This is a genomic window from Arthrobacter sp. GQ119 (assembly GCF_059759125.1).
Map to the genome: position 1 here is coordinate 56,416 of NZ_JCAXEA010000026.1, position 11,748 is coordinate 68,163.

10 protein-coding genes, 1 pseudogene and 1 riboswitch are annotated in these 11,748 nt (G+C 64.8%); of the genes and pseudogenes, 7 read left to right on the top strand and 4 right to left on the bottom strand.

Translation table 11 applies throughout. From position 1 onward, the window contains the following. Positions 1 to 10: 10 nt before the first annotated feature. Positions 11 to 1,198 carry a type III polyketide synthase gene (locus tag AC6CH3_RS20140; protein ID WP_498134108.1) on the bottom strand — a complete coding sequence of 396 codons (1,188 nt, stop codon included), beginning with the start codon at positions 1,196 to 1,198 and terminating at the stop codon, positions 11 to 13. A gap of 802 nt (positions 1,199 to 2,000) precedes the next feature. Here AC6CH3_RS20140 and AC6CH3_RS20145 point away from each other — a divergent pair. Together AC6CH3_RS20145 and AC6CH3_RS20150 are read left to right on the top strand one after the other, a co-directional pair. After that, a complete protein-coding gene (locus AC6CH3_RS20145) occupies positions 2,001 to 2,438 on the top strand; it encodes a hypothetical protein (protein WP_498134109.1) in 438 nt (145 codons plus the stop codon). A gap of 383 nt (positions 2,439 to 2,821) precedes the next feature. Continuing rightward, a pseudogene (locus tag AC6CH3_RS20150) lies at positions 2,822 to 3,972 on the top strand (NAD(P)-dependent alcohol dehydrogenase). Positions 3,973 to 3,991: 19 nt separating this feature from the next. Here the strand turns inward: AC6CH3_RS20150 and AC6CH3_RS20155 are convergent. Further along, complete coding sequence (locus AC6CH3_RS20155) at positions 3,992 to 4,579, bottom strand: hypothetical protein (protein ID WP_498134110.1); 588 nt, start codon at positions 4,577 to 4,579, stop codon at positions 3,992 to 3,994. Positions 4,580 to 5,305: 726 nt separating this feature from the next. Here AC6CH3_RS20155 and AC6CH3_RS20160 point away from each other — a divergent pair. From AC6CH3_RS20160 to AC6CH3_RS20175, 4 genes are all read left to right on the top strand, one after another. Next, on the top strand, positions 5,306 to 5,743 hold the full coding sequence (locus tag AC6CH3_RS20160; protein WP_498134111.1) for a MarR family winged helix-turn-helix transcriptional regulator: 438 nt from the start codon (positions 5,306 to 5,308) through the stop codon (positions 5,741 to 5,743). Positions 5,744 to 5,783: 40 nt separating this feature from the next. Beyond that, positions 5,784 to 6,716 carry a polyphosphate kinase 2 gene (gene ppk2 / locus AC6CH3_RS20165; protein ID WP_498134116.1) on the top strand — a complete coding sequence of 311 codons (933 nt, stop codon included), beginning with the start codon at positions 5,784 to 5,786 and terminating at the stop codon, positions 6,714 to 6,716. A gap of 417 nt (positions 6,717 to 7,133) precedes the next feature. Then, positions 7,134 to 7,814 (top strand): cupin domain-containing protein, encoded by a 681-nt coding sequence (locus AC6CH3_RS20170; protein ID WP_498134112.1) that lies wholly within the window; start codon positions 7,134 to 7,136, stop codon positions 7,812 to 7,814. Next, positions 7,735 to 7,953, top strand: a complete 219-nt coding sequence (locus tag AC6CH3_RS20175; RefSeq protein WP_498134117.1) for a helix-turn-helix domain-containing protein — start codon at positions 7,735 to 7,737, stop codon at positions 7,951 to 7,953. Before AC6CH3_RS20170 ends, AC6CH3_RS20175 begins: the two co-directional genes overlap by 80 nt. A gap of 163 nt (positions 7,954 to 8,116) precedes the next feature. Here the strand turns inward: AC6CH3_RS20175 and AC6CH3_RS20180 are convergent, their stop codons facing one another. Beyond that, positions 8,117 to 8,383 (bottom strand): hypothetical protein, encoded by a 267-nt coding sequence (locus tag AC6CH3_RS20180; protein WP_498134113.1) that lies wholly within the window; start codon positions 8,381 to 8,383, stop codon positions 8,117 to 8,119. Positions 8,384 to 8,669: 286 nt separating this feature from the next. Next, positions 8,670 to 8,837, top strand: a riboswitch (cyclic di-AMP (ydaO/yuaA leader). A 5-nt stretch (positions 8,838 to 8,842) separates the two neighbouring features. On the opposite strand from AC6CH3_RS20180, the gene AC6CH3_RS20185 reads away from it, so the two are divergent. Beyond that, a complete protein-coding gene (locus AC6CH3_RS20185; RefSeq protein ID WP_498134114.1) occupies positions 8,843 to 9,709 on the top strand; it encodes a LysM peptidoglycan-binding domain-containing protein in 867 nt (288 codons plus the stop codon). Between the two features lie 160 nt (positions 9,710 to 9,869). Here the strand turns inward: AC6CH3_RS20185 and AC6CH3_RS20190 are convergent. Then, positions 9,870 to 11,748: PKD domain-containing protein (locus tag AC6CH3_RS20190; RefSeq protein WP_498134115.1), on the bottom strand; the 1,879-nt coding region annotated here is incomplete at its 5' end.

Sequence of the window (11,748 nt, forward strand, 5' to 3'; positions counted from 1 at the left end):
CCACGGCGGGTCAGGCCAGGGACGATTCGGCCTCGTCCGCGAGCCGGTGGTCTGCCGGCGCTTCCAGCGGCTGGCCAATCCTCGTGAACAGCCCTGTCTCCACCGTCAGCCCGGGCCCAAATGCCATGGAGCAGACGCGCTCGTCCCGGCTCTGCGGCGGAAGGTCGAGGATGTGCCGGAGCACAAAGAGCACCGTGGCGCTGCTCATGTTGCCGTAGTTGCGAAGTGTTTCGCGGGCGGGGACGAGCTGTTCATCGCTGAGGCCCAGCCGAGACTGCACCTTGTCCAGGATGCTGCGGCCGCCGGGATGGATGGCCCAGTGCGGGATGTCCCGGTAGGGGAGTTCCCTGAGTGAACCGTCCCTGGCCAGCAGCGGTTCCAGGGCGCCAATGATGTGGTCGTCGATGATGTGCGGAACGTAGTTGCCCAGGACCATCTCGAACCCCTCGTCGCCGATGTTCCACGCCATGGAATCCTCACCGACCGGCGTCAGGACAGTTTCGAAGTGGTCCAGCTGCAGGAGCGCCCGTGATTCGGGTACTTCGCGCGCGGTCACGACGGCGGCGGCGGCGCCGTCCGCGAAGAGCGCCGAGCCCATAATGGTGTCGGGATCGTTGGAGGTGCGGACGTGCAGCGAGCAGAGCTCCGCACACACGACGAGGACCACAGCCTCGGGGTCCGCCTCACAGAACGACTTCGCTGCCCGGAGTGCGGGGAACGCGGCGTAGCACCCCATGAAGCCCAGGTGGTACCGCTGCACCGCAGGGTTGAGCCCCAGGGCCCGGACTATTTTGTAGTCCGGGCCGGGGTTGAAAAACCCGGTGCAGGAAACCGTGATCAGGTGAGTTATGTCAAGTGGATCGATGCCGGCACAGTTGGAGACGGCGGAGGAAGCGGCCTCGATGAAGAGCTTGGTGGCCTCCCGGGCGAACAGGTCATTGCGTTCCTTCGTGCTGGGGCTCCGGAGCAGGCCCGTGGCGGGGTCGAAGAACCTCGGGTCGTCCGAGCGTGAATCCAGCGTCAGTTCCTGGACGGCCGTGTAGCGCGTGTCGATGGCGGCCGAGTCGAAGCAGGTGGCAACCAGCCGGGAGCCGAGTCTCGTCAGGCCGGGTTGTGCGGCGAACACGTCCCGGGCCTCCGTCTGAATGAGCATCGTAGGCGGAACAGCTGTCTCGAGGGCTCTCACGTAGACCGTCATGGGTTTCATTCTTAACGAGAGCGCCAGTTAAGACAATGGATTGGGCTGACGTTCGCTGGCGCGTTCTGAGCGGGTCAGGGTGCTGGGCTTTCCGGCTATTTCTAGATCTCGTAGCGCAGAAGTCAGGCACGCTGCACGGGAGTTCCCGCAGCTACTTCTACCCCGGTGAGTTTAACGCCGATAATGCACATTATGTAAAGTAATACTCTGCAGAGCCTCTCCCGCTGAGTCCAGAGTCTTTCCTTTCTCGGTGCCGGATCGTTCGGCTTCGACTGCGTTCCTCTTGATCGCTAGCCCGCCAGACCACTGAGCAGATTGATGGTGGCGGCCAGGATGACCGTCCCGAAAACATCCCGACTTCAGCGTGAACCCGGCACCTGGGGTCCACGATGCGCTATCCCACGTGCACCCGTGCACCCCGGGGCGTTTAGTGACGTCGGGGTCGGCTTCTCACAGCACTTCACGTGTGACGGGGGATTTTTCGCCTTCTCATTGCAGCTCCCCTGCACACCTCATCGGTGAGCCTGGCCGTTTTTACGTCGACAGATGAGCGCGAGGTGTGGGGTGCGGCAGGACAGGATCTATCTTGATCAACTATTGATCGTCGATGGTGAGGTCCTTGAGGTTGGGCGTGCAGTCTGTTTGGTACCGGCAACGAAAACCGGTCTTTCGCAGCGTTGTCGACCTGGTCTTCACGAGCATGGAGTGGTCCGGGGTGACACGCTACGCCTACACGTCCCCTCCGTCGTCTGTGGCCCCCCAAGCACGCGGCGGAGGGGGCCCGACCGGAAGGAAAGGCGCCATGCCAGCAGTTAACGGGACAGCGATGAGACATAGGCACGAAATCAGAAGTGAGCGTCCGAAGCCGGTGCTGGATGCACAACACCTCGAGAAACTCACCGAAGAGTCCTCATGGGAGGTCGCAGAGTCCTTCGCCACGGAGTACACCGCCCTTCTCCCCCGGCGCGTTGACCGGATCGTCCGCACGGTTACTGTCCGGGACCGGGACACCGCCATGGATGCCTTACTTAGCCTGAAAGCGACGTCGTGGCTTGCCGGCGCCCTGCGGATGAACCAGCTGTGCCGCGAACTGGAGCTTGCCCTCGCCCTGAGGGATGTCGCTGCAGTGGCATCCATTGTGCAGGACATCGAGCAGCACCTTCCGCACCTTCAGGAGGCCCTCGCCGGCCGTCGGCGCCACCCCCTGGCAGCGTCGTCCCTGGCCGCACTTCCCCGCTGATGGACCAGGCATGTCGCGAGACTCGGGGTTCTTCTCCCCTGCGCTAGGTTTTCCCGAGATGGTTGCAGGGCCGTGGCGGCTAGCCACGCACCATCATCCTCGACCTCACCGGCCGCACTGTTGTCCCCCGCGCTGCGGTGGGGCCGGCGGCGGCTGGGGGGAGAGAGCCTGGTCTCAGAGGCTCTCGTCGCCGCCGGCCCGAATCCAGTCAACCCTGAAACCGCATCTTGTACACGAGTGGTCCCTACCCGATTCTTGCGGGTTAACCCTACGCTTCTGCGCAGGTCGGGTTATTTGATGACGTTCGACAGCTTGAGCTGTAAATTGCTGACAATCGTCACAGAAATTGGAGACCCCCCGCGTGTCGGGAGTAGCGTCGCACTATGACTCCAGGACGCTTCAGCTCACCTCCCCTTGCCAAGCCCTTGCCCCCTGTGGATGGCCGCGAGGTGCACCAACAGCGGCTGGCTTCCGGTTACGGCGCACGGTCCAGCAACAGCGGACTCGTCCCGTTGACCGTGGCCCGGCGTGCGCCCAAGGAAGACGACGTTGAGATAGCGGTTGAGTATTGCGGACTGTGCCACTCCGACGTGCATGCTACGAGGGGGAATGGAGCGCCCCCAAGTATCCGCTTATTCCCGGGCACGAAATTGTTGGCCGTGTTAGCCGTGTAGGCTCCGCCGTCGACGACCTCTCCGTTGGCGAGCTGGTAGGCGTAGGGTGCATGGTCGATTCCTGCCGTGAATGCGAAAGATGCCTTGATGGGTTTGAGCAGTATTGCGACACGGGCGTCGTCAGTACTTATGGTGCAGCCGACCCGAGAAATAAAGGAGCCATCACTCAAGGCGGTTATTCCTCCTCGGTGGTCGTGGACAGGCGCTACGTGCTCCGTGTCCCAACCAACCTTGCCCCTGCCGCCGTTGCTCCCTTGTTGTGCGCAGGGAGCACCACCTATTCCCCGCTGCGGCACTTCGGTGTCGAGGAGGGCGACGTCGTGGGTGTTGTGGGGCTCGGAGGCCTCGGACACATGGCAGTGAAGCTTGCCAAGGCGATGGGGGCTAAAGTGAAGGTCTTCACAACCTCAGAGGCCAAGATCGCGGCGGCCAAGGACCTGGGAGCCGACGACGTTGTTCTGTCCAGGGACGCTGCATCTATGGCCGCGGCCGAGGACAGTATCGACGTCATCATCGATACTGTAGCGGCCCCGCATGATCTCAACCCATACTTTCGGACTCTCCGCCTGGAGGGTGCCCTGTTCCAGCTGGGCCTGCCTTCTGAGCCCATGCCGCCGGTCAATCCCTGGATCCTGAGCCGCCGCCGGATCGCATACTCCGGCTCGTACATCGGAGGCATCGCTGAAACACAGGAGATGCTGGACTTTTGTGCCGAACACGGAGTGGTTTCCGATATTGAGATTGTCTCCGCGGCGCAGCTGAATGATGCTTATGACCGGATGGTTGCCGGCGACGTCAAGTACCGGTTTGTCCTGGACACCAAGACTCTCCCGGCACCGGCGACCAAGGCAGAGGCATGAGGGCAAAAACTTATTCGCTTTAGTTAGTCCCGCTCCACATGCTAATGGCAAGATAGGCGCCGAAAGTGGCTACCCCGATTATTGCCCCCACCAGGGCCTGACCCAAAGTGTGGTGTCGGAGTGAAGTGCGGCTGTAAACCATCAGAGGCGGCAGCACGAGTAAGCAAGCGAAGGCTGAACCGAACTCCAGCACCCACCACAAGACACCGAAAGTCAGGACGGATACATGTGCGGACGCGTTCAGCCAGACTCGGGCGCCCGCAAGCATTAAGTTTCCCAGAATGAGACTCACCAACGTCTCGAAGACAGGATGCGGAACCCGCAGAAGAACGACCAAGATCGTTCCAACGACTATCAGGGAAGACACGGCAGCCGTCTTGAGTTTCAGAGGGATATCCAGGCTCCCCGCGATCCAGGGAAAGGTCTTGTACACAATCCCAGGAAGGACGACAGTGCCCAGGGCAATAGCCGCGATGCCGAGAACATTCAGACCGGCTTTGGCCGCGGCAGCAACAACGATGACAAGAAGAACCGCAGCAGGCGGCAGCAGTCGGGAAAAGCTAGCTGCCAGAAGTGACAGTGTTGACGAGTGGATCTGAGGGCGCAATCTTCTCCTCGATTTAGAACACGTGTTTGGGGTCGACAGTGGACGTTGCGTACTCCGGACGACCGAGCGGCCTATAGGACTGGATGGTGATGCCCCGGGACGTGGTCCGTGAGCCTACCAGATCGAGCGCGAGGTCCCGGCCGGAATCCGGGAACAGCCGTGTGCCTTGGCCGACGACGGGATAGGTGACCAGGTCGAGCTGGTCGACGCCACGTACTTGGGCCGGCTGTTCAGGGCAGAGGCAATCGGGGTGGTGCTCGGATCAGCCATCGCGCCCCAATAGCCAGCGAAAATCTCGTATGTCTGCCGGCCAAAGAGAAACGCGAGCCGCACTGCCATAGGCCTGGTTGAGATAGTCCCCCGCCTCGGTGTCGAGAAGTGGCATGGCCCGTCCGCCGCGTTCGAAGCCGCCGCTGCGATCGTCGTCAGGTCGGCCTAATCCCTGCATCACACCGTCCACCGAGACATTGGTGGTTGTCGTTAGCCTCATGTCGTGTCACCCCCGCCGGACAGTAGCCGCGCCCCCTTCTGGATCCGCCAACTTGCTACAGACAAACCACTTGCGGGAGCTTGGGGAAGACGAGATCGTCACCGTCGCCTCGTTGGTGATTCGAAAAGCCGGTTCTGCCGTCACCCCCGCCGGATCGTCCCGGCGCCCTGATGGAACAGGGTCCGCCCCGCTCCCCCACCTTGCAGCTGTGGAACGGCACCTGCCATTATGGCAACGTGAACAGGCCTGTTGGATACTGGGTCAAGCGGCTGGACGTGGCACTGGAGACGCTGCTCGATGCCACGCTCGCCCGGCTCCGCCTGACCAGAAGACAATGGCAGGTCTTCAACACTCTCAGCTCGGGCCCTGCCACACCCGCCGAATTGGCGGATGCGCTGCGCCCATTCAACCAATCCAGCGGCGTTGACGCACAGGAACGGGACATGGCGACACTCGTCCGAAGGCAGCTGGTGTTCCTACAGGACGGCTACCTCACGTTAACAGAAGCAGGTAGGGCACTGCACGCCCAAGCAGCCGGTCTGGTGGAAGCCACGCGACGTGATCTCAGCGCGGGAATCGGAACCGATGAATACGCCATGGCCGTCAGCGTCCTCGAACGCATGTGCAACAACGCAGACCGCATCACCAATGCTAAAGACGGGACGCCCTGTTAAGATGCCGTCAATGAGTCGGCGAGCCTAAGGAGCCCCGATGATGGAGGCATCCCAGCCCTGGACACCCAGAGATCCTTGGTGGGTCAGGGACAACCTGCGGGAGGCTATCGACCGCCTCGTGGACTTGGGATATATCGTCGCCGGCGGGCAGGGCGAGGACCCTGAGCTGATCGACCCAGGCGGCTCAGCCGTGGAAACCTGGCGCGAGGATTACCCGTACCACGAGCGGATGACCCGGGCGGAATACGAAATCGAGAAGTACCGGTTGCAGATCGAGTTGCTGAAGTTCCAGTATTGGGGCCAGGACAACAACCGCAGGAACGTGATCGTTTTCGAAGGCCGTGACGCTGCCGGCAAAGGAGGGACGATCAAACGCTTCACGGAACACCTCGATCCCCGGTCGGCACGCACGGTCGCCCTCGGCAAACCATCCGACCGCGAACAGGGCCAGTGGTACTTCCAGCGCTACGTCCAGCACCTGCCAACCGCCGGAGAAATCGTCATGTTCGACCGCTCTTGGTACAACCGGGCCAACGTCGAAAAGGTGATGGGGTTCTGCAGCGAGGAGGAATACCGCACCTTCATGAACCAGGCCCCCATCTTCGAAAAGATGCTGGTTGACGCTGGCATCCACCTGAACAAATTCTGGTTCTCGGTGACCAGGCACGAGCAGCGGACACGCTTCGCTATCCGACAAATCGACCCTGTCCGGCGTTGGAAGCTCTCACCCGTTGATCTTGCCTCGCTGGACCGGTGGGACGAATACACCGACGCCAAGGAACAAACGTTCCTTCATACGGATACCGACCATGCGCCGTGGATCACCATCAAATCCAACGACAAGAAGCGGGGCAGGATCAACGCCCTGCGCTACTTCCTCAACCAGTTTGACTACGAAGGAAAGGACACCTCAGTCGTGTACGATGCCGACCCGCTGATCGTGCGCCGAGGCCGCGAGGCCGGTGGAGACTGAACTGTCCCGTCCGGGCGGTCTATGACCTGCCCAAGCCTTACGCGTCAGCCAGCCGAACGGCACGTCATGCGCATGAGACTACGACGTCGATACCGGGGCCAAGAGTCCGGCGGCGCCTGCGACCGAAAGGACGGCACGGAGATGATTGGCCCTGGTCCAGGGGCGTTCGTAGCTATGCCACTGCCCTTCCAGATGACCATGAATGGAGGTCGCACAGCGTTCTCATTGATTTGTGCCATGGTCGCGATCGCTTCGCCGGGCTGCCGGCGGCACAGGGCGGCCATCACTACCGCCGAGAAGGCCAGGTAAAAGCCGCCGACCAGCGCGGAGCCGGTCCCGGCGGCGACCGGCAACCACTCGCTCACAGCCGGGCCTCGGCGACCGCGACGTCGTGCCAATCAAAGCGAGAAGGCGAGCATGGTGTACGGATCCGCACGGGCGACCGTCAGCCAGGGAAGCCCGCCACAGCTCCTCAGCACCGGGCAGGCAGCGACGGTACGTGGCCCTTCCCCGTACGTGGTGGCCGATGCCGCCGAGCGGGCGCCCACGGTACTGATCGGCCGCGGCCAGTCCTGCTGCACGCCGACCGGCGGCCATCTGGAGCCCACAATGGCCCACGGGGTGCGAACCTGGGGCAACGCCGCCCACGGGGAAACCGTCCTGCTGATCGGCACCTACCAATCAGAAGCGGCGGCCGGCCGGCTGGTGACCTCCGTGCTCCCGGACTTGGCAGTCTTCACTGAAAAGGAAACCGATCCGGCACTGCTCCAGATGCTCGAGCGAGAGCTCACCTCCCCCGGACTGGGGCAGGCGAGTGCTTTGGACAGGGTTCTGGATTTGCTGCTGCTGCACCTCGTGCGCGTCTGTGGTGACCGGGCCGAGTTCGACGTCCCAAGCTGGGCAGCAGGCACCCGCGACCCCTGTCGTTGCCCAGGCACTGACCCTGCTGCACGAGGAGCCGGCCGTGCCGTGGACCGTCGCGGAACTGGCCCGGAGGTCGAGCGTCTCCCGGGCTACCCTGGCTGCCCGGTTCCACACCGCCGTCGGGCAGCCGCCAATAACCTATCTCACGGTCTGGCGCCTGGCTCTGGCAGCTGACCGACTGGCCAGCAGTACCGCCACGACTGCCGTGATCGCCGCCGAGGTCGGCTACAGCAACGCCTTCACGTTCAGCACCGCCTTCACCAGGGCCTATGGCAAAAGCCCGACCAGCTACCGCCGTGCCAGGCGCGGCTAGCTGTCCACAGGCAAGGATGGGTCCGGAGCCTGTCAGCCGAGCAGTTCGGGGCGCTCTTTGACAGCCCGCATGCACCAATGACTCTCTGCGGTGCCAGCCCGGAACGGTGGACCGACCCGATCAGGGCGTACGCCCTTCCACCTGCGGGAGGGCGGCGTGTGTGTCAGGCGTCCGCCCCGGTTGCATCTTCCAGTGTCGCCGGGGCGAAGATGGCCGCCGCCACGTCTTCCCGAAGGAAATAGTTCCGGCGTTCCAAGGGCTCCAGACTGCCGCGCACGACGTAGTAGCCTCGGCCTTCCCCGGGTCCACCCGCGGCCCGGTCGAGGGCATCGACCATGTCCCTGTCCAGGCGCTGGTCCGGGCCACGGTCCTGCAGCACAGCAAGATCTTCCGGCAGCAACGCACTGATGAGTCCCTGAATATCCGTCATGGTAGCTTCCTCGCCGGCACCGCTGGAACGATAACTGATTCCCCCGCGGGCGTGTCCGGGGGTGCCCTGGCCGGTTGCGTCCACAGCGATTCTAGGACCCGGAAGACTTCGCGGCCAGACTTGGCATGGCACTCCCGCCGTGGTAATCAGGGGTTTTAGACACGTCGGACCCTCCATGCCCGTTACCGAAATGTGACTTTTGGTGCGCGGGTGGGCTAGCCTGTAGCGGTGCCCCGGTTCATGCCGGGCATTCCCGGGCAGAATGCCGAGCCCTGCCGCTGACCGGGATCCGTTCGCAATGACATCTGGCAGGGACGGGGGAACCACTTCTTTACCGGCCTTGGTATCCAAGGCCTAGGGGTTAAGTCCACGCGCTCCGATTCACGAGGAGGCAGGACCGGGTGACCTCCCACCCGAACCCGACAGCTCACCCCGCAGGCATGGGAGAGGCAATCCACCATGTCACGTAAGTCCATTTCCGCGCGCCACCGCGCCACCCCCACGGCGTCCATCGCCCTGCGGGGCCTGTCGTATTCCATCAAGTCCAACGCCGCATCCATAGCCAAGCCCGCGGCAGCAGCGGCTGCTGCGTCCGGACTGCTCTTCGGCGTAGGAGCACCGGCACAAGCAGGCACCTACGCTCCCGAGGCCACGGGCAGCACCAGCGCCCAGGCGCAGACCGCACCCCAGGTGCCGGCCGCCCAAAGCCTGGCACCGGTAGGAGGATCTGGCGTAGCAGGCGCATCACACACTGTTGTACCTGGCGACACGCTGGGGGCGATCGCAGCACGCCACGGCGTGAGCCTCGATGCAGTAGTCGCCGAGAACAACCTGTCGCTGGCCTCGGTAATTTACCCCGGCGACCAGATCCTGATCCCGGGTCCCGGACAGCCTGCAGCAGCACCGCAGGCACCCGCTGCCCCGGCTGCGCCGGCAGCACCCCCCCAGCCGGCCGGCATGGGAATCTACCACGCATCGTCGTCGGTCACGCCGGCACCGGCTGCTCCCGCCAGCGGCGTCGGCGCCTCCCTCGTGGCTTCAGCCCGGGCACAACTGGGCGCCACTCAGGACTGCACCATCCTGGTGGAACAGGCCCTGCGCTCCGTCGGCAAATCGGTCGGAGACCTCGCTCCCCTGCAGTTCCACCAGTACGGCACACCGGTGTCCACGCCGCAGCCCGGCGACCTGATGATCCGCGCCGGACACGTCGCGATCTACATCGGCGGCGGGCAGGCCATCAGCAGCGGCATGAATGGCGTCAACGAAACCATCGTCCACCCTGCCTCCTGGCTCGGAGGCTCTACTTTCGTGCGGGTAAACGCCTAAAACGTCAGAGCAAGCATAGACAGTGGCAGGTGCAGCAGCGCCTGCCACTGTCGTATCTGCCAGGGCTGCGCACGGGCCTGACGACGACGGGTCCTCCGGCACAAGTTCCGGAGGACCCGTCGAGCCCTGTCTACCTCAAGTCACGGCAGTGTCGGCCTGGTCAGCCTGCGGGTTTCAGTGCGGTTCGCCAGGCGGCGACGGCCTTGGCGGTGCTGAGGGTCCAGGTGGCGGTGCCGGTGGCGCCGGCGGTGGCCTGGGTCCTGTCGGCCTGCTCGTTGACCTGCCCGCCGCTGGTTTCCCAGCGTTCGGTCCAGCCGGTGGGCGGGGTGGCTGCGGGGTTGGAGCTGTCAAAGCCGAGGCCGCCGATCAGCATCGCGCCGTTGCTGGCCGTGGTGACGCTGCCGACGGCGATGCTGGTCGCCGAGAAGGTGGCGTTGACGGCGGTGGCCACGGTGCTGTCCAGCGGCGTGGTGGTGTTCACGCCGGTGTAGGCGGTGATGCCGCCGCCCCACTTCTGAGCGGTGCTCAGCGTCCAGGTGTAGCTCGTCGGGTCAGCGGAGCCAACGACCCGGTAGTAGGCGAACACGCGGGCGCCGGTGCCGATGGAGAGCCCGCTGGTGATCGCGGTCCAGCCGGACGGGACAGCAACCGTGGGGTTCTTGTCGGCGGTGAAGGACGCAACCAGGACGTCACCGGCCGCCCGGCCGGTCGGGGCCGGCAGGGAGACGGTGGTGGTCGCCGTTTCGGTGGACGCGGTCCTGAAGCTGCGCACGGCGATCCCGGGGCTGGTGCTGACCGGGTTGACGGTGATCGTCGTCGTGCTGGAAGTCGACCCGGCGGCGTTGGAGGCGGTCAGCTTCGCCGTGTAGCTCCCCGCCGTGAGGTAGGTGTGGGACGGGTTCTGCGAGGTTGACGTGGCGCCGTCACCGAACTCCCATGCCCACGACGTCGGCGAACCGGTGGAGGTGTCGGTGAAGTTCACCGCCAGCGGGACCGTGCCCGAGGTCGGCGTCGCGGTGAACGACGCGACCGGCGCGGTCGGCCCGGGCGGCGGCGCCGTCCCGCCCGGTTTGAGGGCGGTGCGCCAGGCGGCGACGGCTCTGGCGCTGCTGAGGGTCCAGGTGGCGGTGCCGGTGGCACCGGCGGTGGCCTGGGTCCTGTCGGCCTGCTCGTTGACCTGGCCGCCGCTGGTTTCCCAGCGCTCGGTCCAGCCGGTGGGCGGGGTCGCAGCCGGGCTGGAGCTGTCGAAGCCGAGGCCGCCGATCAGCATCGCGCCGTTGCTGGCGGTGGTGACGCTGCCGACGGCGATGCTGGTCGCCGTATAGGTGGCGTTGACGGCGGTGGCCACGGCACTGTCCAGCGGCGTGGTGGTGTTCACCCCGGTGTAGGCGGTGATGCCCCCGCCCCACTTCTGCGCGGTGCTCAGGGCCCAGGTGTAGCTCGTCGGATCGGCGGAGCCAACGACCCGGTAGTACGCAAACACCCGGGCGCCGCTGCCGATCGAGAGCCCGCTGGTGATCGCGGTCCAGCCCGCCGGGACAGCAACCGTGGGATTCTTGTCCGCGGTGAAGGACGCCACCAGGACATCCCCGGCCGCCCGGCCCTCCGGAGCAGGAAGGGAAACCGTGGTGGTCGCCGCTTCGGTGGACGCGGTCCGTGTGCTGCGCACGGTGATCGAGGACGAGGTGCCGCCGTCGGGGTTGACGGTGATCGTCGTCGTGCTGGAATCGGAGCCGGCGGCGTTGGTGGCGGTCAGCTTCGCCGTGTACGTCCCGGCCGTGTCATAGACATGGGACGGGTTCTGCGAGGTTGAGGTGGCGCCGTCACCGAACTCCCAGGCCCACGACGTCGGCGAACCGGTCGAGGTGTCCGTGAAGTTCACCGTCAACGGGACCGTGCCCGAGGTCGGCGAGGCCGTGAACGACGCGACCGGCGCGGTGTCCCCGGGCGGGGTGCCCAGGCTGCGGTCCGAGAACCAGTAGCGCTTGTTCACGTGGTCGGTGGCCATCACGACGATCCCGGTCGTGGCGTTCACGCTC